The sequence below is a fragment of the Streptomyces sp. NPDC021562 genome (genome assembly GCF_040640875.1).
GTDB lineage: Bacteria > Actinomycetota > Actinomycetes > Streptomycetales > Streptomycetaceae > Streptomyces.
This window is the reverse complement of record NZ_JBFACN010000017.1, coordinates 15,312-35,194: the sequence shown is the minus strand read 5'-3', so window position 1 is coordinate 35,194 and position 19,883 is coordinate 15,312. Positions and strand designations below refer to the sequence as shown.

Below are 19,883 nucleotides of genomic sequence, written 5' to 3'. Positions count from 1 at the left end.
CGGGCAGGGTTCGTGAAGGGAGCGTAGCCACATGGCGGGGCGGAACGGGCGCACGGTGCGCGACCTCAGGCGGGCCAACCGCACGGCCGTACTGCAGCGGCTCTACTTCGACGGCCCTCTGAGCCGCTTCGAGCTCGGTCCGGCCACCGGCCTGAGCTCCGGCTCGGTGAGCAACGTGGTCGCCGACCTGGTCGGGGACGGCCTGGTGGAGGAGGCCGGCAGCGTCGACTCCGACGGCGGCCGGCCGCGCACCCTGCTGCGCGTCGCCCCGCACAGCGGCCACATGATCGGCGTGGACGTCGGCGAGACCCGCGTCCGCGTCGAGCTGTTCGACCTCACCCTCACCGAACTCGCCCGCGCCGAGCGCCCGTTGGAGCAGCAGGGCTACGACGTCGAGGTGATCGTCGGCCACATCCGGGACGGCATCGCCGAGGTCCTCGCCACCGAAGGGGCCCATCCCGAACTGCTGCTCGGCGTCGGCGTGGGCGTCCCGGGCATCGTGGAGCACACCGGTGACCGGGGCGCCGTCGTGCACGGCCAGACCATCGGCTGGGACGCCGTGCCGCTGGAGGAGCTGCTCCGCTCCGGCAGTCAACTCCCGGAATCGGTGCGGTACTTCATCGACAACGGCGCCAAGACCCTGGGCCAGGCGGAGATGTGGTTCGGAGCCGGGCGGGGCGCGGACAACGCGGTGGTGGTGCTGTTCGGCTCCGGTGTCGGCGCGTGCCTGGTCACCGCGGAGGTGGAGCACGGGCGGGCCGTGGAGTGGGGGCACCTCACGGTACGGGTGCGGGGCCGCCGCTGCCGTTGCGGCGCGCTCGGCTGCCTGGAGGCCTACGCCGGCGCGGAGTCGCTGCTGGCCCGCTGGCGCGAGGAGGGCGGCCGGCCCGCCGAGGCCCTCGACGAGGAGAGCGCGCTCACCGCCATGCTCGCCGCCGCCTACCCGCCCGAGGGCACCGAGCCCGACCCGGTCGCGCTGGCCGTCCTGGAGGAGACCGCCGAGTACCTGGGCGCCGGCCTCTCCGACCTGATCAACCTCTTCCAGCCCGAGCGGATCCTGATCGGCGGCTGGGCGGGCCTCCAGCTCGGCGCCCGCTTCCTGCCCGCCGTACGCCGTTACGCGACCAGGTACGCGCTGCGCCACCCGGCCGAGCAGGTCACCATCGACCTGGGGCGGCTCGGCCCGGACGCGGTCACCGTCGGCGCGGCGATCCTGCCCCTGGCCGACTTCTTCGGCCGCGGCGGCCGGCGCGCGCAACGTGCGGCCGAGGACCGGCTCCCGGCCTGGCGCGCGGCCCTGGCGGAGCGCACCCCCCGTTGAACGGACTCCCCTCGTTTCGCCGGTGCCCTGCGAGGTACCCGCCGGACCCCGGAACCACGTCGTGAGGGAGGTACGCCATGGGGGAGAAGCAGGGCAGGCCCGTCCCCCGGGACATGCAGGACCAGCAGGCCGGCACCGGCCAGGACCCGTGGGACGCGGCCGAGGGGCGCCGAACGGACGAACGCAGCGAGGACACGGACGTCCCCGAACCCGACGAGGCCGGCGCGGGCCCGCAGGGCGCACCACGCTCGGGAACGGTGCACCCCGAGGCCCCGATCCCCGACGAGCCCCCGGCCTGACCAGCCCCTGAGCGTCACCCGCCCGCGCCCGCGCAAGCGCCGAGTGCGCCGGCAACCGACCCCGTGACCGGCCCGACCGGGAAGCCCGCGCCCGGGCCGGTGGCGGGGTCGGCCGCGAGGGGATCCGGCGTGAGGGGACCCGGTGCGCGGGCAACCGGCGAGGGGGAGTCATCCGCATCCGAGCGAGCCGGGCACGCAAGCCGACCCAGCCCTTCGGTTAGCCGACCCAGCCGTCCGGCACGGACCAACGGCTGTCGTGCGCACGCCACGGCTGTCGGCCCCAGGCCTGGGGCGCAGACCGGGAGTGCCGTCGCGCCGAGTACGCCCGCCGTCCCGACGGTGCGCCACGGGCCCACGGTTCGCCGGGCGGCCCGCGCGACCCCCGGTCAGCCGACCTTGCGCCCGCGCATCGGCTCCGTCGCCGCCCCCGCGCCTTCGCGCATGCCCTCCAGGAACTCGTCTAGGACCTCGGTCGACGTACGGCTCGGCCGCCAGCCCAGTTCCTCATGGGCGCGGGTGCAGTCCATCAGGGGCAGCCGCAGCACCGCGTCGAAGAGGTGCGGGGAGGCGGGCAGCAGGTGCAGCCCCCAGGCCGCGGCGATCGCCGACCGGGCCGCGGTGCGCGGCATCCGGACCGGACGCGCACCGAACCGCTCGGCCAGCACGCCCGCGTCCAGCGGCGGATCCGCGGCCAGGTTGAAGGCGCCCCGGACCTCGGTCGTCACGGCCAGCCGGTACGCCTCGGCCGCGTCGTCGGTGTGCAGCGCCTGCACCCGCAGGCCGGGCACGTCCGGCAGGAAGTGCAGCAGCTCGGGCCGGGCCAGCGGACCGGGCAGCAGCCGGCCGCCGAAGATCCGGCGCTGTTCGCTCGCCGACTCCCGCTTGAACAGGAAGGCCGGCCGCATCCGCACCACCCGGATTTCCGGGTGGTCGCGTTCGAAGATGTCCAGGGTCCGTTCCAGGTAGGCCTTCTCCCGGCAGTAGGCGGCGTCCGGCCAGCCGTGCGTCGGCCAGGACTCGTCCACCTGCCGGTCCTTGGGGCCGGGTGCGTACGCGCCGACCGAGGAGGCGTGCACCAGCACCGGCACCCCGGCCGCCGCGACCGCCTCGAACACCCGGATGCCGCCGAGGACGTTGGTACGCCAGGTACGGGCCGGATCGCGCGTCGGCTGGAACGCCCAGGCGAGATGGACGACCGCGTCCGCGCCCGCGAACAGGTCGGCCAGTTGGGTCCGCCCGGCGCCGATGTCGGCCGCCGCCCACCGCGTCTTCGGCGGTGTCCAGTCCGGCGTCCGCCGGGCCAGCCCGGTGATCGATCCGATGCCGGGATCCTCGGCCAGTGCCTTCACGACGCTCGTGCCGACGTTTCCGGTGGCCCCCGTGACGACGATCTGACGCCCCGCTGTGCTGGTCACTTTCGGCTCCTCTCGCCGACGGTGACTGGCCGGGTACCCGGGCGCCCGGCGGGCACACCACGCCCGCCGGGCCGTCCGCCGCCTCAGGCGAACGCGTTCACGCCGGTCAGCTCCGCCGAGAGGTCCCACAGCCGGGCGGCCTGGTCCGGGTCGACGGCCCAGGGCTGCACCCCGGTCGACCCGCCCGCGACGGCGGGTTCGGCGATGTCGCAGTCCTCCAGGTACACCCCGCCCATGCCCTCCAGCTGCGGGGAGGTGGCCGCCCAGGTCTGGGTGGCCGCACCCTGCTCGGGCGTCTTGAACCCCTGCGGGTTCAGCACCGTGCCCTGCTCGTCGATCCAGCCGCGCTCGATCATCTCCTCGCGGGGGATGTGCCGCTGGAGCGGGGTCATGATGCCGCCGGGGTGCAGGGCGAAGGCCCGTACGCCGACGTCCTGGCCGAGCCGGTCGAGGTGCACGGCGAACAGCACGTTCGCCGTCTTGGCCTGTCCGTACGCCTCCCACTTGTCGTAGCCGTGCTGCCAGTGGACGTCGTCCCAGCGGATCCCGGAGAAGTGATGGGCGCGTGAGGACACCGACACGACCCGGGCGCCGCCGGGTGTGAGGGCCGGCCAGAGCCGGTTGACGAGCGCGAAGTGCCCGAGGTGGTTGGTGGCGAACTGGGCCTCCCAGCCGGGCCCGACCCGGGTCTCGGGGCAGGCCATGATCCCGGCGTTGTCGATCATGAAGTCGACGGGCCGGCCGGAGGTCAGGAAGCGCTCGGCGAAGCCGCGCACGCTGTCCAGGTCGCCGAGGTCCAGCTCGTCCACCTCGACCCGCTCCAGGCCGGCCAGCGCCTCGCGGGCGGCCGCGGCGCGCCTCGCGGGCACGACGACGTGGGCGCCCGCCTTGGTGAGGGCCTTGGTGGTCTCCAGGCCGAGCCCGGAGTAGCCGCCGGTGACGATCGCGAGCCGGCCGTGGAGGTCCAGGCCCGCGAGGACGTCGTCGGCGGTGCTCTGCGCGTCGAAGCCGGAACCGATCTTGTGCTGCGGAGTCGTAGTGCTCATGACCCCGACGCTACGAATTGGAGTGCGCTCGAAGTCAAGCGACCGGGCCGGGGGCCGCTCCGAACGTCCGGTGAGCCCGCGTGGGACAAGGAGAAGCCCCGGCCGCGACGGGGGATTCGCGGCCGGGGCGGCCAGGGGGTGGGCACGGATGGCGGTCGCCTCTCGGCGAGACGCTCCACAGGGCTTCAGCCGAACGATCGTCCCTGTGGGCGGAAGATGAGGCCCGGGGACACTGTCCCATCCGCACCCACGGCTTGTTCAACGGGCAACCACCTCTGGCTGTTCCGGAGCCCCGTGTGATCCGCCTCACCCATCGGAGAACGGGCTGTCCGCCAGGGAGGCGAGCAGGTCGGCGGGGTCGGCGTAGATCTCCTCCGCCCCGGCCGCCACCAGGTCCGAACGGGGGATCCCGCCGCACAGCAGTCCCACGCACCGCACCCCCGCCTTGGTGCCCGCCTGCATGTCCCAGACGGTGTCCCCGACGAACACCGCCCGGTCCGCCGGGACCCCGGCCAGCTCCAGGGCGCGCTCCACGGGCTCCGGCGCGGGCTTGCCGCGCGCCACGTCCTCGGCGCTCGCGGTCGCGTCGATCGCGTCGTCGGCGTCGATCGCGCGGCGCAGCGCGGCCAGCTCGGGCCCGCTCGCCGAGGTGGCCAGCACGACCTTCCAGCCGTCCCGGTGCAGCCGGCGCAGCAGCTCACCGGCGCCCGGCAGCGGCGCCAGCCGGTCGAAGAACTGCCCGTACAGCGCCTTGTGGGCGGCGTCGAGGTCGTCGTCCTGCCCCGTGTCGCGGTCGTCGCCCAGCAGCCGGGCGACGAGATCCCCCGAGCCGAGCCCGACACTGTGGTGCACGGCATGCATGGTCACGTCGTGGCCGGCCTGTCTGAAAGCTTCCCACCAGGTCGTCACATGAAGGTGGTTGGTGTCGACGAGGGTCCCGTCGACGTCGAACACAGCCGCCCGGTCCATCGCGCGGTGCTCCTTCCTGTCGTACTGCCCCACGGGTTCCTGTACTGCCCCACGGACGCGGGTACCGCGTCAGGCGCCGGTCACGCGTGCCGGCAGGCGTCCCTCCCGGGTCCAGGCCAGCAGGTCGCCCACCGGCCAGGTGGTCACCACCCGGTCGGCGGGCACCCCGCACTCCTCGGCCCGGGCACAACCGAGGATCTGCCAGTCGAGCTGGCCCGGGGCGTGGGCGTCGGTGTCGACGGAGAACAGCACCCCCGCCTCGACCGCCCGGCGCAGCAACCGCCGGGGCGGGTCGAGGCGTTCGGGGCGGCTGTTGATCTCCACGGCCGTACCGGACTCGGCGCACGCGGCGAACACCTCGTCCGCGTCGAACTCCGATTCGGGCCGCCCCCGCCCGGTGACCAGCCGGCCCGTGCAGTGCCCGAGGACGTCGGCGTGCGGATCCCGCACGGCCCGCACCATGCGCCGGGTCATCGAGCGGGCGTCCATCCGCAGCTTGGAGTGGACCGAGACGACGACCAGGTCCAGCCGCTCCAGCAGCTCCGGCTCCTGGTCCAGCGAGCCGTCCTCCAGGATGTCGCACTCGATGCCGGTGAGCAGCCGGAACGGCGCCCAGCCCGCGTTCAGCCGCGCGACCACCGCCAGCTGCTCGCGCAGCCGCTCGGGGGACAGCCCGCGCGCCACCGTGAGCCGGGGGGAGTGGTCGGTGAGCACCGCCCACTCGTGGCCGAGCGCGGCCGCGGTGCGCCCCATCTCCTCGATCGGGCTGCCCCCGTCGGACCAGTCCGAGTGCAGATGGCAGTCGCCGCGCAGCAGCGCCCGCAACCCGGAACCGGGACCCGTCGGCGGCTCTCCCGTCCCTTCCTCAAGCTTGCGCAAATATCCGGGCAAATCCCCCGCCAGGGCCTCACGCGCCACCTGGGCCGTCTTCGGGCCCACGCCCTTGAGCGTCTCCAGGGTCCCGGCCCGCGCCCGCTCGGCGACCTCCCCGGCGGGCAGCGCCGCCAGCACCCGGGCGGCGGTGCGGAAGGCGCGGACCCGGTACGTCGGGGCCAGCGCCCGTTCCAGCAGGAAGGCGATCCGTTCCAGCGCCTCGACGGGGTCCATGGCCACCTCCACCGCCAGCGTGACGCAGGCAGGTCACTTCCGCCCGGGGAGATCTACCCTCGAATGCATGACGGAGATAGCGAGCCCCTACATCTCCCAGCCGCGGATCCTGGTCCTCGGGGTCATGACCGGCAGGCCGGGGACCTTGCCCTTCCGCATCGTGGAGATCGACGGCGAGGTGGTCGCCGAGGCGAGGGACATCACCGAGGTGCTGTCGGTCGCCGCGGCCTACGGCATCACGGTCCACGACCTGGACGACCCGGCCGTGGTCTGCTGGGTGGGCGGGGACAAGTTCACCTGGACGCCCCGCCCGGCGCGCCGCTGAGGTACGGGATCAGCCGAGCGTCCACTTCTGGTTGGCGGCGCCCGTGCAGGTCCAGATCTGCAGCCGGGTGGCGTTGGCCGAGGTGTTGCCGGTGACGTCGAGGCACTTGTTCGCCTGCGGGTTGACGATGTCGTGCGCCGAGCTGACGGCCCATGTCTGGGCGGCGGTGCCGTTGCAGTCGTAGAGCTGGACCGGGGTGCCGTCCGTGGTGCCGCCGCTGGTCACGTCCAGGCACTTGCCGAGCGCGCGGATCGTGCCGTCCGAGCCCACGGTCCACTGCTGGGCGGCGGTGCCGTTGCAGTCGTAGAGCTGGACGGGGGTTCCGTTGGCGGAGTTCGCCCCGGCGACGTCCACGCACTTGCCGGCCAGGCCCCTGATCGCCACGCCGGCCGCCGTGTCACTGGTGGTCACCGACACCGAGTCCACCACCAGCTGGGCCGGGAAGGACGTGGAGCCGTCCGGGTCGCCCGGCCAGTAGCCGCCCACGGCGAGGTTCAGGATCAGGAAGAACGGCTTGTCGAAGACCCAGGTGTTGCCGCCCACGTCGGCCGGTGTGCGCGTCTCGTAGACGGTGCCGTCGACCGACCACTTGATCGAGTCGGGTGCCCAGTCGACCGCGAAGGTGTGGAAGCCGTCCGCGAAGGCCTGCCCGTTCGGGAGGGAGTAGGCCGCGCCTATGCCGTTCGAGCCCGAGTAGCCCGGGCCGTGGATGGTGCCGTGCACGGTCGAGGGCTCGAAGCCGACGTTCTCCATCACGTCGATCTCACCGGAGTTCGGCCAGCCGACCGAGCCGATGTCGTCGCCGAGCATCCAGAACGCGGGCCACATGCCCTGCCCGCGCGGGATCTTCATCCGGGCCTCGACGTGCCCGTACCGGGCGGAGAACTTCCCGGAGGTGTTCAGCCGGGCGGAGGTGTACTGGCAGGTGCCGTACCAGCACTGGTAGTTGGCGGGATTCTCCTTCCTGGCCGTGATGACCAGGTGCCCCTGGCCGTCGAGAGCGGCGTTGTGGGTGCCCGAGGTGTAGTACTCCCGTTCGTGGTTGTTGACGTTGTCGCCGGTCTCCGTCGTCCACTTCGAGGAGTCGACCGCCGAACCGGCGGGCCCGTCGAAGGTGTCGGAGAAGGTCACAGCGGCCGCGCCGGCGCCGGCGGAGGCGGACGCGGCCCGTGCGGGCCCGACGGCGGCCGTCGCGACCAGCGCCGCGGACAGCGCGGCGAACAGACATCTGCGGAGCAGGCGGGGAGAGGCCACAAATCGTCCTTCCGAGGTGGGGGGTGAAGGCATCGCCTCTTGATTTAAGAAGTGAGATAAGTGGGCGTCAATACCTTGGTACAGACCGGTACCGGCGGCCGTGGCCGCCGGTACCGGTAGGGAGGGGCCGCGGTCACGCCTTGCGCTTGCGGGCGTGCACCGCGCGGCCGAGCAGCCGGCCGAGCAGCAGCCAGCCGATCAGCGCGCCGGTGGTGTTGAGGATGACGTCGTCCACGTCGAACGCCCGCCCGGTGACCAGCGCGCCCTGCGCCAGCTCCACCAGCAGCATCACGATCGCCGTGAGCAGCAGCACCCGCAGCACGCCCCGGGCGCCGGGGGCGAGCACCGGTACCAGGATCCCGAACGGGACACCCAGCAGGACGTTCCCGCCGATCTGCTTGACGGCGTCACGGAACGCGGGCTGGTCCAGGTAGAGCTTGAGGGTCGCCCCGGGATGCAGGTTGGTGTGGGCGATCGACACGGACGCCGGGGACGGATCCAGGGTCAGGTCGGCGAGGACGACGGCGAAGGCCACCATCGCGGCGAAGGCGACGGCCATCGCCAGCAGTCGCAGCGGGAGCGGGAGCGGACGACGTTCGGTGCCGGCCTTGCCGGCGGGACCCTTCTCGTCCGCCGCACCGGAGCCGCGCAGCCTGCCGATGAGGCCCTTCCTGCCGGTTTCCGCCGGCTCGGCCGGGCGGCCCGGCGCGGTGGTGCCGCCTGCCGCGCCGGAGAAGCGCAGCCTGTCCCTGAGGCCCTTCCTCCCGGCATCGGCGGGCCCGGCGGACCTGGCCCCCTTCGGGGTGGCGGCCGGCCGGTCGCCGCGGCCGCCGACGACGCGTGCGGCCCTGCTGAACAGCCTCGTCCTCGTACCGGTGTCCCCGTCCCTCTTCGTCTCCTCGGTGGTGTCGCCCTTGGTGATGCGCAGGCGCGAGGCGGCGCTGGCCATTCAGTCCTCCACTCTCCCCAACCTTTCGGCGTGGTAGCCCAGTTACCCCCGAAACGCCGAGCGATGCCGGGCCCCGGGCGGCAGCCGGAGCAGACCGCTGGTTTCCGGATGCGCCTCCCGGGCACTCCGAGTGCGTTCCCGCGTGCCGCCGCTCCCGGCGACGACCGCGGTGCTTGGATGCACAAGCGGCGAAGAAGCGACGAATCGGACATCGAGCCGCGCGGCGACCGAGGAGGCGGCGTATGACCAGGCGTACGGCTCTCGTCGCCGCGGCCGAAGTGCTGGCGTGGTGGGTCGTGCTCGCCCTGCTCTGGCTGGTGCTCATCAGCACCGTCGACACCCTGGAGCGGATCGTCGGCGCGAGTGCGGCGGCGGTCGGCGCGCTGGTCGCACGGGCCGGCCGACGGGCGGTGGGCCCGCGGTGAACGGCTGGATCCTGGCGGCGACCGTCCTGCTGGCCGGGGGCGCGGGCACCGCCCTGTGGGGCGTGGCCACCGGCCCGCTGAGCCGGCGCGTGGTCGCCCAGAACCTCTCCACCTCGGCCGTCTGCGCGAGCCTGCTGCTGCTCGCCCAGGGCTACGGGCGTACGTCCTACGTCGATCTCGGCCTGCTGCTGGCCCTGCTGGGCCCGGTCGGCACCCTGGTCTTCGCCCGGCTGCTCGCCGACGACCTGACGGACGACCGGGCCGCCGCCTGGGGCCTGACCTGGACGACGGTCGCGGTGGACACGGCCGTCGTGGTCGCCCTGTGCGTGGCGACCGGGCCGAGCCGGGCGATGGTGAAACTCCTGGTGATCGGGGCGCTGCTGATCGGCGGGAACGTGGTCGCCTCCCGGGCCCTGTCCGGCGGCTTCCGGGGGGTGCGCGGTGGCTGACGCGGTCATCGTCGTGGCCCTGCTGCTCACCGCGGGAGCGGCGACCGCTGCCGTGGCGACCCGGGACCCGGCCCGTCAGGCCCTGGTGCTGTCCGTGCTCGGACTGTTCCTCGGCGTCGTCTTCACCGTGCTCCAGGCCCCCGACGTCGGCCTCTCCCAGCTCGCCGTCGGCTCGGCGCTGACCCCGCTGCTGATCATGCTGTCGGTGCGCAAGGTGCGACGGCGCGGGAAGGAGGACGGGAAGTGAGCCGCTCCTTCCGGCTGTGGGTGCTGGCGACCGGCGGGGCGGCCCTGGCGGCGCTGCTGGTCGCCGCCTGCTTCGACCTGCCCGGCTTCGGCGGCACCCGTCACCCCTACGGCGACCGCGCCGTGCGTGCCGCCCTCGCCCGGCACACCGCCAACGTCGTCTCCTCCGTCAACTTCGACCAGCGCGCCTACGACACCCTCGGCGAGATGAGCATCCTGTTCGCCGCCGTCCTCGGCTGCGTGGTCCTGCTGCGCCAGAACCGGGACGAGCACCAAGCCCGCCCCGAGCCCACCGACGTCGCCCCGCCGGTGCGCCGGTACGCCCTGCTGGTGCTGCCCGTCGCCCTGGTCACCGGCCTGTACGTCATCGCGCACGGCCAGCTCAGCCCCGGCGGCGGCTTCCAGGGCGGGGTGGTCGCCGCGACCGCGCTGCACCTGCTGTACCTCGGCGCCGACTACGGCGCCCTGGAACGCGTCCGCCCCATCGGCCTCTTCGAGGTCACCGACTCCCTGGCGGCCTGTTCCTACCTGGTCCTCGGCCTCGCCGGGGTGCTGGCCGGCACGGCGTTCCTCGCCAACACCCTGCTGCCCTACGGCACCTTCAACACGCTGTCCTCCGGCGGCACGGTCCCCCTGCTGAACGCGGCCATCGGCATGGAGGTGGCGAGCGCGGTCGTGGTGCTGCTCGCCCGCTTCCTCGACCAGGCCGTCGAGATCGAGGAGGAGAACGGGAGGTGAGCCCGCAGTGACCCACTCCGCGATGCACGTCTTCCCCTACCTGGTCGCCGTCTGGATCTTCCTGACGGGTTGTTACGGCCTGGCCACCAGCCGGAACCTGATCCACGCCGTCGGCTGCCTGGCCGTCGTCCAGTCCTCGACGTACGTCCTGCTGCTCGCCGTCGGCTACCGCGACGGCGGCACCGCACCCGTCTTCTCCGACCTGAAGCCGGGCAGCCGGCCACTGGTCGACCCGGTCGTGCAGGCCCTCGCCCTCACCGACGTGGTCGTGGGCGCGACCGTCACCGCGCTGCTGCTCGCGCTCGTCCTCCAGATCGCCAAGCGGCACGGCACGGTCGACCCCGACGAACTGACGGAGCTGCGCGGCTGATGCACCACCTGCTCCCACTGCTCGCGGCCGGCCCGCTGCTCGGCGCCACCCTGCTGGTGGCCGCCGGCCGACGGCTGCCCAGGGTCGTCGCCGAGAGCTTCGCCTGCGCCGTCTGCGCGGCCACCTGCGCCCTCGCCCTGGTCCTGCTCCTGAACTCCTCGCCCCCGCTGACCGAGTGGGTCGGCGGCTGGCGGCCGGTGCACGGGGAGAGCGTCGGCATCCTGGTGATCGGCGACGGGCCGTCCCTCGGCATGGCCGCGCTCGTCTCCCTGCTGACGCTCGCCGCGCTGGTGTACTCCTGGCACTACTTCGAGGAACCGCCACGCGGCCACGCGGGCTCCTACCCGGCGCTGATGCTGGCCTTCCAGGCGGGCATGTGCGGGTTCGCCATCGCCGGCGACCTGTTCAACATGTTCGTGTTCTTCGAGCTGATGAGCGTGGTCGCCTACGCGCTGACCGGCTACCGCATCGACGAGGCGAAGGCGGTGCAGGGCGCGCTGACCTTCGGCGTGGTCAACTCCCTCGGCGCGTACGCCATGCTGACGGGCATCGGACTGCTGTACGCCCGCACCGGCGAACTCGGCTTGGCGCGGATCGGCCGCGGCCTGGACGCGCACGGCCGTCCCGACGCGCTGGTCCTCGCCGCGTTCGTCCTGGTGCTGACCGCGCTGCTGACGAAGGCCGCCGCCGCCCCCTTCCACCTCTGGCTCCCCGACGCCCACGCCGTCGCCCCCACCCCGGTGTGCATGCTGCTCTCCGGGGTCATGGTGGAACTCGGCGCCTACGGCGTGTGGCGGGTCTACGGCACGGTCTTCGCCGGACCCGGCGGCATCCCGGCGGCCGACCTGGAGCGCGCCCTGGTCGTCCTCGGGGTGCTCACGGCCCTGGTCGGCGCGGTCATGTGCTGGCACCAGCGGCACATCAAACGGCTGCTGGCCAACTCCACCATCGCCCACACCGGGCTGTTCCTCGTCGCCCTGGGCGTCCTCACCCCCGAGGGCGACGACGGGGCGGCGCTCTACATTCTCGGCCACGCGGGGGTGAAGGCCGCCCTGTTCGCCTGTACGGGCATCCTCCTGGACCGCTACGGCAACGTGGACGAACGCGCGCTGCACGGGCGGGGCCGTGACCTGCGCCTGGTGGGTGTCCTGTTCACGGTCGGCGGGCTGGCGCTCGCGGGCCTGCCGCCGTTCGGCACCGGCATCGGCAAGGCGGTCTCCGAGGAGGCGGTCGGCGGACCGCTCACGGTGCTGTTCGTGTGCGCGTCGGCGGTGACGGCGGGCGCGGTGCTGCGGGTCGCCGCCCGGGTCTTCCTCGGTCTCGGTTCCCGGCCGCCCAAGAGCGCGGCGTACGAGACCAGCGGGGCCGGGGAGGAACCCGAGACGGACGGGAGACTGGACCGGATCCCGGCCACCATGGTCCTCGTCCCCGCCGTCCTCCTGGCCGGTGGCCTCGCCGTCGGTGTCGCCCCCGGCTTCCCCGGGGTGGTCTCCCGTGCCGTCGCCGCGGCCGGAACGGGCGGGACCCCGGCCGCCGTCCACTGGACGACGGCCGGGGTCCTGCTGGGCTGTCTCTCCGCCCTCCTCGCCGTGGGCCTCGCCGCCGTCGCGATCGCCCGCCCCGGCCTGCTCACGGCCCCGGACCGGCTGCTGCCGCTGCGCCGGCTGCAGTCCGGGCACATCGGGGACTACGTGGCCTGGCTCCTCGTCGGCGCGGCCGCCCTCGGCGCGCTGGCCCTGCCGGGGGTGCTGGGCGGCTGAACCGACGGCACCGGAGGCACGGTCACACCGTCCCGTAGGACACGTGCACCTCCGTGAACCCGAGCGAGTGCAGCAGACCCTCCAGCATGCCGGTGGTGTTGGTCTCGGCCCGCTTGGTCAGCCCGCTGTCCTCGGCCGCCGCCGAGATGTGCTTCACCGCGAGCTTCTGCACCGCCTGTTCGCTGTTGGGGTTGTCCGAGAACAGGTCGCCGAGCCGGTCCAGCAGTCCGCGCTGCTTGGAGACGGCGTAGGAGTGGTCGGCGTCCAGGGCGGCCTTGCCGAGCTGCGCGTGCGGCAGCCGGATGGTGGCCTCGGTGCGGTCGCCGTTGACCGTCACGTCCTTCTGGCCGATCCTCCCGAGGTCGACGTAGGCGTCGACGGTGCCCGCGCCGACGTACAGGGTGCGGGTGCCGCGGATCGCGCTGGGCAGGTACTTCGCGTCCTTCTCCAGGTCCACGACGACCTGGAAGTTCCCGGAGGCTGCGTCGTAACGGCTCATGTCCTGGATGGACTTGAGGAGCGCCGGGCCCGTGTTGTCGCGGGTCTCCGTGCCGAACAGGTCCTTGATGCCCGGCAGTACCGCCAGTTTGATCCCGGCGAACAGCACCACGAGCACCAGCACGAACGCGGTGAGCACTTTCGCCCAGCCGGGCATGCGCCGGGGCCCGGCGCCGACGGGAGTCTCCTTCGTGGAGCTCGCCTTGCTCTCCTTGGTGGAACTCGCCATGTGACGGTCCTCCTTTCCAAGGACACGCTTGCCCGCCAAATGCCGTGCCAGACCGTGTTGTCGGCCGTTTGAGACAGCTGAGGCCGTACTGGTACACGCGTGATCGTGAAGTGACCGGCGGGCCTCACCGCACCCCGGCGCGCGCCGCCAGTTCGGCGATCCGGCGGGCGGATGCGGAACCCGGGTCCGCCGTGACGAGGACGACCTCCTGGTCGTCCTCGGGTACCAGCAGGACGTCGCAGTTCAGGCGCAGCAGCCCCAGCTCCGGATGGTCCAGGGTCTTCGTGCGGTGGCCAGGCGCGTGCACCGGATGGGTCGCCCAGATCTCCCGGAACTCCTCGCTGCCCGCGCGCAACTCATGCAGCAGAAGGGTGAGTTGCGGGTCGTCGGGGTACCGCTCGGCGGCCCGCCGCAGCCGGGCCACCACCACGTGGCCGAACTCCTGCGCGGTGCTGGTCACGGGCATCCGCCCCTGGCCGAGGAAGCGGCGCCGGGCGAGGTTGGTGGTGCCGTGTCCGAGGTCCCCGCCGAGCAACAGCTGGGCGAGGGGGTTCCAGGCCACCACCCCGTAGGCCGCGTCGGTGACGATCGCCGCCGTGCCGGGCAGCCGCTCCAGCAGCCGGCCGACGTGCGGGCGCACCCGCCGTGGCGCCATGGTGCCCGGTGGCGGCGCGGTCGCCCCGGCCAGCCGGAAGAGGTGGCTGCGCTCGGCGGGGGTCAGCCGCAGGGCCCCGGCCAGGGCGTCCAGGACGCGCGGGGAGGGGCGCGGCCCGCGGGCCTGTTCGAGGCGGGTGTAGTAGTCGACCGACATGTGGGCCAGACCGGCCACCTCCTCGCGCCGCAGCCCGGGGGTACGGCGCAGGACGGTCCCCGTCGGCAGCCCCACCGTCTGCGGGCGCAGCCCCGCCCGGCGCTCCCGCAGGAAGCGGGCCAGTTCCTGCCTCGCCATGACGCAGCCTCCCGGGTCTGCCTGGTACAGGTGGTCCCTGGCACGGCGGACACGGCCGGGGAACCGTGGCTGCCATGAACGATCGCACAGCACTCGTCACCGGTGCCAACAAGGGCATCGGCTTCCATGTGGCCCGGCTCCTCGTCGCCGAGGGCTTCGACGTCCTCGTCGGTGCCCGGGACGCCGGGCGCGGTGAGCGGGCCGTCGCCGAGATCGGCGCCGGGGCCCGGCTGCTCGTCCTCGACGTCACCGATCCCGGCAGCGTCGAACGCGCCGCCGCCGATGTCGGGCGCCTCGACGTCCTGGTCAACAACGCGGGCGTCCAGCCGGTGGTCGGGCCGCCCGGCGAGACCGGCGTCGCGGACTTCCGGCGGACCTACGAGACCAACGTCTTCGGCGTCGTCGCGGCCACCAACGCCTTTCTGCCGGCCCTGCGCCGCTCCGCCCATCCGCGCGTCGTGAACGTCTCCAGCGGGACGGCGTCCCTCGCCTGGAGTACCCACCCCAATCCGCAGTTCGCCCACGGCAGCCCCAGGTCCGCCGCCTACCGCTCGTCCAAGGCCGCCCTGAACGCGCTGACCGTGCTGTACGCGCAGGAACTGGCCGCGGACGGGATCCTGGTCAACGCCCTGGCCCCGGGAGCGCGGGCCACCGACCTGGTCCCCGGTCTCGCGGCCCGCGCCGGCGACGCGGCGGAGGGCGCCCGTGGGGCCGTACGCCTGGCGATGCTGCCCGACGACGGTCCCACCGGCGGGTTCTTCTCCTGGGACGGCTCACCCGTGCCGTGGTGAGAGCGGCTCGGTCCGTAGCATGAGGACGTAGCCCGTACCGGTCATGCGAGGAGCGGATCGTGCGCGACATAGCGGTCTTCAGCGGCAGCGCCCACCCCGAGCTGGCGGAGGAGGTCTGCGCGCACCTCGGGGTGCCGCTCAGTCCGACGAGGGTGAGCAGGTTCGCCAACGACTGTCTGGAGGTGCAGCTTCAGGCCAACTGCCGGGAGCGGGACGTCTTCCTGATCCAGCCCCTGGTCCGGCCGGTGCAGGAGCACCTGGTGGAGCTGCTGCTGATGTGCGACGCCGCCCGGGGCGCCTCGGCCGGCCGGATCACCGTCGTCATGCCGCACTACTCCTACGCCCGCTCCGACAAGAAGGACGCCCCGCGCATCTCCCTCGGCGGCCGGCTGGTCGCCGACCTGCTGGTGGCCGCGGGCGCGAGCCGGGTGCTCGCCATGACCCTGCACGCCCCGCAGGTCCACGGCTTCTTCCCGGTGCCGGTCGACCATCTGCACGCGTTGCGGGAGCTGGCGGCGCACTTCAGGCGGTACGACCTCAGCCGCACCACCGTCGTCTCGCCCGACCTCGGCAACGCCAAGGAGGCCGCGGCCTTCGCCCGGCTGATCGGCGCCCAGGTGGCGGCCGGCGCCAAGCAGCGCTACGCCGACGACCGGGTCGTCATCAGCTCGGTCATCGGCGAGGTCGCGGACCGGGACGTCATCGTCCTCGACGACGAGATCGCCAAGGGCAGCACGGTCGTCGAACTCCTGGAGCGGCTCAGGGAGCTGGGTCCCCCGCGGTCGATCCGGATCGCCTGCACGCACGGGTTGTTCGCGGCGGGTGCCCTGAAGCGGCTGAGCGAGCAGCCCGACGTGCTGGAGATCGTCTGCACCAACACGGTGCCGGTGCCCGTCGAGGAGCACACCGGCAAGCTGCGGATCCTCTCCATCGCCCCGGCGCTGGCGGAGGCCGTCCGCCGGATCCACAACGGTGAGTCCGTGAGCGCCCTGTTCGAGGAGCCGCGCGACCTCTAGACCCTCCGGACCCCCGTCACAGGGTGCCGGACGTGGCGCCGGGCCGACCCACGGCCGCGTCCAGCGTCGCCAGCGGAGGCAGCAGCTGGGACAGGCCCGTCACCTTCAGGACCCGCAGGGTCAGCGGGTGGGTGCACACCAGCCGCAGCCGGCCGCCGTGTTCGAGCACCCGGCTGCGTGCCCGGTACAGCAGCCGCAGCCCGGAGCAGTCGAAGAACTCGACGTACCGCAGGTCGATCACCACCCGGGAGCCGTCCTGGGCGGTCACCCGGTCCAGGTGCGGGGCGATCTCCGTCGCCGCGGCTATGTCGATCTCGCCGTGTAACTCCAGCACCGTGTGGCCGCGGTCCTGGTGCACGCGCAGGTGCCGGGTGAGCGGTACGGGAGCCCCTGGGGGTTCCTCGCGCATGACGGCATCACCTCCCACCCCGGCCGGTCAATTCGGTTCCCCGCCCTGCAAGTTACCCTCGATGGAGGGAATTCCAGCATGTTCGATTGACATATGTCTGCTGCTTCGCCACGCCATTTTCTGTGGCGTGTGCGACAGTACGGGAACGGGCACGTGGGAGCGGTACCGCCCCCGGGGCCGCGGCGCTCGCACTGCTCAGGACAGCGCCTGCCACGCCTTGCTCAGCGCCTGCCGGAACTGCTCCTCCTGATGCGCGGTGAGCTCCCGGACCATCCGCTCCTCCAGCTCCCGCACCTGTCCGGCGACCCCGGCGAGCAGCTCGCGCCCGGCGTCGGTGAGCAGGATCAGCAGCTCCCGCCGGTTGCGCGGGTTGCGCTCCCGGCGGACGAGCCCCCGGCTCTCCAGGGACCGTACGAGGTCGGCCATGGACTGGGCGGTCACGAACGAGTCGCGCGCCAGCTGGGCGGCCGAGAGGCCGTCATGGCGCTCCAGCACGGTCAGGGCCGTGTACTGCAGCGCCGTGACGCCCGCGGGCCTCACCAGCTCGTCGAGGTGCGAGCGCACCACCAGCTCCACCTGCTTGACCATGTACAGCAGCGAGGGGCGAGTCTTTGTATCGACCATGCGTGCACCCTAGAGCGTTGACAGGAATCCTGTCTGTATTCAGACTGCGGACCAACAGGAAACCTGTTTGTTGAAGTCTTGGCTATCTACGCTGGGAGTGGGCAATGGCGACCACCTTCGAGGCCGGACCCGGCCGGCTGTTCATCGGCGGACAGTGGCGGGAGGCCGCCGACGGGGCCCGGACGGACGTCACCGACCCGGCCACCGGCCAGGTGGTCACCACCGTCGCGGAGGCGGGCGCCGCCGACGTGGACGCCGCAGTCCGGGCCGCGCGGGATGCCTTCGACGCGGGGGAGTGGCCGGGGCTCAGCGGCCGGGAGCGCGGCCGGGTGCTGCACCGGATCGCCGAGCTGATCCGGGAGAACGCCGCGGAGATCGCGGCCCTGGAGAGCCTGGACGTCGGCAAGCCGATCACCCTGGCCACCGCCGTCGACGTCACCAACGCGGCCGACGACTACGAGCACTTCGCCGCCCTCGCCCACACCCTGGACGGCGCCGTCCGCGACGTCCCGCTCAACGCCCTCGCCTACACCCGGCGCGAACCGGTCGGCGTGGTGGCCGCCATCACCCCCTTCAACTTCCCGCTGATCCTCGCCGGTTCCAAGATCGGCCCGGCCCTCGCCGCCGGCAACACGCTCGTCCACAAGCCCGCCGACGAGACCCCGCTCAGCGCCCTGTACATGGCCCGCCTGTTCAAGGAGGCGGGCGTCCCCGACGGAGTGGTCAACGTCGTCACCGGGGCCGGACCGGTCGCGGGCGAGGCCCTGCTGACCCACCCGGGCGTCGACAAGGTGGCCTTCACCGGCTCCACCGCCATCGGCCGGCACGTGGCGGCCACGGCGGGCCACGCCCTCAAGCCGGTCACCGTGGAACTCGGCGGCAACGCCGCCCACCTGGTCTTCGAGGACGCCGATCTGGAGAAGGCCGTCGCCGCGGTGATCAAGGCCTTCGTCTTCAACACCGGCCAGTTCTGCATGGGCGGCCCTCGGCTCCTGGTCGCCCGCTCCGTCTACGCCACGCTGCTCGGGATCCTCGCCGAGGCCGTCCCCGGCGTCCCGGTCGGCGACCCGCGCGAGGCGGCCACCGTGGTCGGCCCGATGGCGGCGGAGAAGCACCTGCGCAAGGTCGAGGAGTACGTCGGCATCGCCCGCAAGGAGGGCGGCCGGATCCTCTGCGGCGGCGAACGCCTCGACCTGAACGGCGGCTTCTTCTACCGGCCGACCGTCATCGCCGACCTGCCGAACGACTCCCGGGTGATCCAGGACGAGATCTTCGGCCCCGTGCTCACCGTGCAGCCCTTCGACACCGAGGACGAGGCCGTCGCCCTCGCCAACTCCACTCCGTACGGCCTGGCCGCCGGCATCCAGACCGGCAACCTCGCCCGCGCCCACCGCGTCGCGGCCCGCCTCCAGGCCGGGATCGTCTGGGTCAACGACTGGGCGCTGCTCGACCCCGCCGTGCCCTTCGGCGGCGTCAAGGCGTCCGGCTTCGGCCGCGAGTACGGCCCCGAGGCCCTCGACGCCTACACCAAGGTCAAGTCCGTCGTCGTCTCGCTCGACTGAGCCCGGCACACCAGGAGATCACGCGATGTCCACCACCACCCGAGCAGCCGTGGTCGAGTCCGGCGGCGCGCCCTTCACCCTCACCGACGTCGAACTCGACGCGCCGGGCCCCCGCGAGGCGCTGGTCCGCATGGTGGCCACCGGTCTGTGCCACACCGACCTCTCGGTGGCGAGCGGCGGGCTGCCCTTCCCGCTCCCGGGCGTCCTCGGCCACGAGGGCGCCGGGGTCGTCGAGGCCGTGGGTTCCGCCGTCGCCGGGGTCGCCCCGGGCGACCACGTCGTGCTGTCCTTCACCTCCTGCGGCGCCTGCCGCAACTGTCACGGCGGCCATCCCGCCTACTGCGCCACCTGGCTGCCGCTCAACCTGATCGGCGGCCGGCGCGCCGACGGCAGCCACACCGTCAGCCGGGCGGGCGAGCCGCTCGGCGGCCACTTCTTCGGCCAGTCCTCCTTCGCCGAGCGGGCTCTGGTGGACGAGCGCAGCCTGGTCAAGGTGGCCGCGGACCTGCCGCTGGAGACGATCGCCCCGCTCGGCTGCGGGGTGCAGACCGGGGTCGGCGCCGTGTGGAACGTCCTGGAACCGGCCACCGGCAGCACGGTCGTCGTCCTGGGGGCCGGGGCGGTGGGCCTCTCGGCGGTCATGGCGGCCGCGCTCACCCCCGCCACCGCGGTCGTCGCCGTCGACCGGATCCCCGAACGCCTCGCACTCGCCGCGGAGCTGGGCGCCACCCACACCGTCGACGCGACCCGGCAGGACATCGTGGAGGCCGTCCGGCGGATCTCGCGGGGAGCGGGCGCCGACGGCGTCGTGGAGACCACCGGCAACGTCGGCGTACTGCGCCAGGGCGTGGACGCGCTCGCCGCCCGCGGCACCCTGGCGGTCGTCGGCGCCCCGCCGTTCGGCACCGAGGTCCCCCTGGACGTCAACGGGCTGCTGGCCGGCAAGCGGATCGTCGGCCTCACCCTCGGCGACAGCGAGACGCAGGCGTTCGTCCCGGCCCTGGTCCGGCTGGTGGCCGACGGGCGGCTGCCGCTGCACCGGCTGATCACCACCTACCCGTTCGCCGACATCGACCGGGCCGTACGGGACATGAGCACGGGCAAGGCGATCAAGCCCGTGCTCACGTTCTGA

The 19,883-nt window shown here is 73.3% G+C and carries 23 protein-coding genes; 13 read left to right on the top strand and 10 right to left on the bottom strand.

What is annotated here, in order from left to right:
* The first annotated feature begins 31 nt into the window (after positions 1 to 31).
* Together AB0G52_RS25775 and AB0G52_RS25770 are read left to right on the top strand one after the other, a co-directional pair.
* Complete coding sequence (locus AB0G52_RS25775; RefSeq protein WP_132892453.1) at positions 32 to 1,321, top strand: ROK family transcriptional regulator; 1,290 nt, start codon at positions 32 to 34, stop codon at positions 1,319 to 1,321.
* Positions 1,322 to 1,398: 77 nt separating this feature from the next.
* The gene (locus AB0G52_RS25770) at positions 1,399 to 1,620 is read left to right on the top strand and encodes a hypothetical protein (RefSeq protein ID WP_132892451.1); all 222 of its coding nucleotides are present in this window, start codon (positions 1,399 to 1,401) and stop codon (positions 1,618 to 1,620) included.
* Positions 1,621 to 2,006: 386 nt separating this feature from the next.
* On the opposite strand, the gene AB0G52_RS25765 is transcribed toward AB0G52_RS25770, so the two are convergent.
* The 4 genes from AB0G52_RS25765 to AB0G52_RS25750 all read right to left on the bottom strand — a co-directional run bounded on the left by AB0G52_RS25765 (position 2,007) and on the right by AB0G52_RS25750 (position 6,157).
* A complete protein-coding gene (locus AB0G52_RS25765; RefSeq protein ID WP_132892449.1) occupies positions 2,007 to 3,035 on the bottom strand; it encodes an SDR family oxidoreductase in 1,029 nt (342 codons plus the stop codon).
* Positions 3,036 to 3,118: 83 nt separating this feature from the next.
* A complete protein-coding gene (locus AB0G52_RS25760; RefSeq protein ID WP_132892447.1) occupies positions 3,119 to 4,081 on the bottom strand; it encodes an SDR family NAD(P)-dependent oxidoreductase in 963 nt (320 codons plus the stop codon).
* 306 nt (positions 4,082 to 4,387) lie between these two features.
* Positions 4,388 to 5,050 carry an HAD family hydrolase gene (locus AB0G52_RS25755; protein WP_361338983.1) on the bottom strand — a complete coding sequence of 221 codons (663 nt, stop codon included), beginning with the start codon at positions 5,048 to 5,050 and terminating at the stop codon, positions 4,388 to 4,390.
* Positions 5,051 to 5,119: 69 nt separating this feature from the next.
* The gene (locus AB0G52_RS25750; RefSeq protein ID WP_361338979.1) at positions 5,120 to 6,157 is read right to left on the bottom strand and encodes a PHP domain-containing protein; all 1,038 of its coding nucleotides are present in this window, start codon (positions 6,155 to 6,157) and stop codon (positions 5,120 to 5,122) included.
* A 67-nt stretch (positions 6,158 to 6,224) separates the two neighbouring features.
* Here AB0G52_RS25750 and AB0G52_RS25745 point away from each other — a divergent pair, with 67 nt between their 5' ends.
* The gene (locus tag AB0G52_RS25745; RefSeq protein WP_132892442.1) at positions 6,225 to 6,482 is read left to right on the top strand and encodes a hypothetical protein; all 258 of its coding nucleotides are present in this window, start codon (positions 6,225 to 6,227) and stop codon (positions 6,480 to 6,482) included.
* A 9-nt stretch (positions 6,483 to 6,491) separates the two neighbouring features.
* On the opposite strand, the gene AB0G52_RS25740 is transcribed toward AB0G52_RS25745, so the two are convergent.
* A complete protein-coding gene (locus tag AB0G52_RS25740; protein ID WP_361338974.1) occupies positions 6,492 to 7,736 on the bottom strand; it encodes a family 16 glycosylhydrolase in 1,245 nt (414 codons plus the stop codon).
* 133 nt (positions 7,737 to 7,869) lie between these two features.
* On the bottom strand, positions 7,870 to 8,388 hold the full coding sequence (locus tag AB0G52_RS25735) for a VanZ family protein (protein ID WP_361339244.1): 519 nt from the start codon (positions 8,386 to 8,388) through the stop codon (positions 7,870 to 7,872).
* Between the two features lie 539 nt (positions 8,389 to 8,927).
* Here AB0G52_RS25735 and AB0G52_RS25730 point away from each other — a divergent pair.
* Genes AB0G52_RS25730 through AB0G52_RS25705 form a run of 6 tightly spaced genes read left to right on the top strand, consistent with a single transcriptional unit; the run spans position 8,928 to position 12,673 of the window.
* Entirely contained in the window at positions 8,928 to 9,110 is a 183-nt protein-coding gene (locus AB0G52_RS25730) for a hypothetical protein (protein ID WP_132892437.1), read from the top strand.
* Positions 9,107 to 9,559, top strand: a complete 453-nt coding sequence (locus tag AB0G52_RS25725; protein ID WP_132892436.1) for a monovalent cation/H+ antiporter complex subunit F — start codon at positions 9,107 to 9,109, stop codon at positions 9,557 to 9,559. The genes AB0G52_RS25730 and AB0G52_RS25725 overlap by 4 nt, the downstream gene beginning before the upstream one ends.
* Positions 9,552 to 9,806: a hydrogenase subunit MbhD domain-containing protein gene (locus AB0G52_RS25720; RefSeq protein ID WP_132892434.1), complete on the top strand. Its 255-nt coding sequence runs from the start codon at positions 9,552 to 9,554 to the stop codon at positions 9,804 to 9,806. Before AB0G52_RS25725 ends, AB0G52_RS25720 begins: the two co-directional genes overlap by 8 nt.
* Positions 9,803 to 10,543 (top strand): MnhB domain-containing protein, encoded by a 741-nt coding sequence (locus tag AB0G52_RS25715; protein WP_132892432.1) that lies wholly within the window; start codon positions 9,803 to 9,805, stop codon positions 10,541 to 10,543. The genes AB0G52_RS25720 and AB0G52_RS25715 overlap by 4 nt, the downstream gene beginning before the upstream one ends.
* Positions 10,544 to 10,565: 22 nt before the next feature.
* The gene (locus tag AB0G52_RS25710) at positions 10,566 to 10,913 is read left to right on the top strand and encodes a sodium:proton antiporter (RefSeq protein WP_132892608.1); all 348 of its coding nucleotides are present in this window, start codon (positions 10,566 to 10,568) and stop codon (positions 10,911 to 10,913) included.
* Positions 10,913 to 12,673, top strand: coding sequence for a complex I subunit 5 family protein (locus tag AB0G52_RS25705; protein WP_132892430.1), 1,761 nt, complete (start codon positions 10,913 to 10,915; stop codon positions 12,671 to 12,673). Before AB0G52_RS25710 ends, AB0G52_RS25705 begins: the two co-directional genes overlap by 1 nt.
* A gap of 22 nt (positions 12,674 to 12,695) precedes the next feature.
* On the opposite strand, the gene AB0G52_RS25700 is transcribed toward AB0G52_RS25705, so the two are convergent.
* A complete protein-coding gene (locus AB0G52_RS25700) occupies positions 12,696 to 13,328 on the bottom strand; it encodes a DUF4230 domain-containing protein (RefSeq protein WP_358979408.1) in 633 nt (210 codons plus the stop codon).
* A gap of 196 nt (positions 13,329 to 13,524) precedes the next feature.
* Complete coding sequence (locus tag AB0G52_RS25695; protein ID WP_361338967.1) at positions 13,525 to 14,349, bottom strand: helix-turn-helix transcriptional regulator; 825 nt, start codon at positions 14,347 to 14,349, stop codon at positions 13,525 to 13,527.
* A gap of 74 nt (positions 14,350 to 14,423) precedes the next feature.
* Between AB0G52_RS25695 and AB0G52_RS25690 the strand changes: the two genes are divergently transcribed.
* Together AB0G52_RS25690 and AB0G52_RS25685 are read left to right on the top strand one after the other, a co-directional pair.
* The gene (locus tag AB0G52_RS25690) at positions 14,424 to 15,140 is read left to right on the top strand and encodes an SDR family oxidoreductase (RefSeq protein WP_361338964.1); all 717 of its coding nucleotides are present in this window, start codon (positions 14,424 to 14,426) and stop codon (positions 15,138 to 15,140) included.
* A gap of 59 nt (positions 15,141 to 15,199) precedes the next feature.
* Complete coding sequence (locus tag AB0G52_RS25685) at positions 15,200 to 16,156, top strand: ribose-phosphate pyrophosphokinase (protein WP_132892422.1); 957 nt, start codon at positions 15,200 to 15,202, stop codon at positions 16,154 to 16,156.
* 16 nt (positions 16,157 to 16,172) lie between these two features.
* Here the strand turns inward: AB0G52_RS25685 and AB0G52_RS25680 are convergent, their stop codons facing one another.
* Together AB0G52_RS25680 and AB0G52_RS25675 are read right to left on the bottom strand one after the other, a co-directional pair.
* Complete coding sequence (locus AB0G52_RS25680; RefSeq protein WP_132892421.1) at positions 16,173 to 16,565, bottom strand: anti-sigma factor antagonist; 393 nt, start codon at positions 16,563 to 16,565, stop codon at positions 16,173 to 16,175.
* A 195-nt stretch (positions 16,566 to 16,760) separates the two neighbouring features.
* A complete protein-coding gene (locus AB0G52_RS25675) occupies positions 16,761 to 17,189 on the bottom strand; it encodes a MarR family transcriptional regulator (protein WP_132892419.1) in 429 nt (142 codons plus the stop codon).
* 104 nt (positions 17,190 to 17,293) lie between these two features.
* On the opposite strand from AB0G52_RS25675, the gene AB0G52_RS25670 reads away from it, so the two are divergent.
* Together AB0G52_RS25670 and AB0G52_RS25665 are read left to right on the top strand one after the other, a co-directional pair.
* Positions 17,294 to 18,751, top strand: coding sequence for an aldehyde dehydrogenase family protein (locus tag AB0G52_RS25670; RefSeq protein WP_361338959.1), 1,458 nt, complete (start codon positions 17,294 to 17,296; stop codon positions 18,749 to 18,751).
* A gap of 25 nt (positions 18,752 to 18,776) precedes the next feature.
* Positions 18,777 to 19,883 (top strand): NAD(P)-dependent alcohol dehydrogenase, encoded by a 1,107-nt coding sequence (locus AB0G52_RS25665; protein ID WP_132892415.1) that lies wholly within the window; start codon positions 18,777 to 18,779, stop codon positions 19,881 to 19,883.

Coding starts and splice junctions, on each gene's coding strand:
- AB0G52_RS25775 (WP_132892453.1), top strand. CDS start 32: ATGGCGGGGCGGAACGGGCGCACGGTGCGCGACCTCAGGCGGGCCAAC.
- AB0G52_RS25705 (WP_132892430.1), top strand. CDS start 10,913: ATGCACCACCTGCTCCCACTGCTCGCGGCCGGCCCGCTGCTCGGCGCC.
- AB0G52_RS25675 (WP_132892419.1), bottom strand. CDS start 17,189: ATGGTCGATACAAAGACTCGCCCCTCGCTGCTGTACATGGTCAAGCAG.
- AB0G52_RS25770 (WP_132892451.1), top strand. CDS start 1,399: ATGGGGGAGAAGCAGGGCAGGCCCGTCCCCCGGGACATGCAGGACCAG.
- AB0G52_RS25750 (WP_361338979.1), bottom strand. CDS start 6,157: ATGGACCCCGTCGAGGCGCTGGAACGGATCGCCTTCCTGCTGGAACGG.
- AB0G52_RS25710 (WP_132892608.1), top strand. CDS start 10,566: ATGCACGTCTTCCCCTACCTGGTCGCCGTCTGGATCTTCCTGACGGGT.
- AB0G52_RS25755 (WP_361338983.1), bottom strand. CDS start 5,050: ATGGACCGGGCGGCTGTGTTCGACGTCGACGGGACCCTCGTCGACACC.
- AB0G52_RS25665 (WP_132892415.1), top strand. CDS start 18,777: ATGTCCACCACCACCCGAGCAGCCGTGGTCGAGTCCGGCGGCGCGCCC.
- AB0G52_RS25670 (WP_361338959.1), top strand. CDS start 17,294: ATGGCGACCACCTTCGAGGCCGGACCCGGCCGGCTGTTCATCGGCGGA.
- AB0G52_RS25695 (WP_361338967.1), bottom strand. CDS start 14,349: ATGGCGAGGCAGGAACTGGCCCGCTTCCTGCGGGAGCGCCGGGCGGGG.
- AB0G52_RS25730 (WP_132892437.1), top strand. CDS start 8,928: ATGACCAGGCGTACGGCTCTCGTCGCCGCGGCCGAAGTGCTGGCGTGG.
- AB0G52_RS25680 (WP_132892421.1), bottom strand. CDS start 16,565: ATGCGCGAGGAACCCCCAGGGGCTCCCGTACCGCTCACCCGGCACCTG.
- AB0G52_RS25690 (WP_361338964.1), top strand. CDS start 14,424: ATGAACGATCGCACAGCACTCGTCACCGGTGCCAACAAGGGCATCGGC.
- AB0G52_RS25700 (WP_358979408.1), bottom strand. CDS start 13,328: ATGCCCGGCTGGGCGAAAGTGCTCACCGCGTTCGTGCTGGTGCTCGTG.
- AB0G52_RS25760 (WP_132892447.1), bottom strand. CDS start 4,081: ATGAGCACTACGACTCCGCAGCACAAGATCGGTTCCGGCTTCGACGCG.
- AB0G52_RS25745 (WP_132892442.1), top strand. CDS start 6,225: ATGACGGAGATAGCGAGCCCCTACATCTCCCAGCCGCGGATCCTGGTC.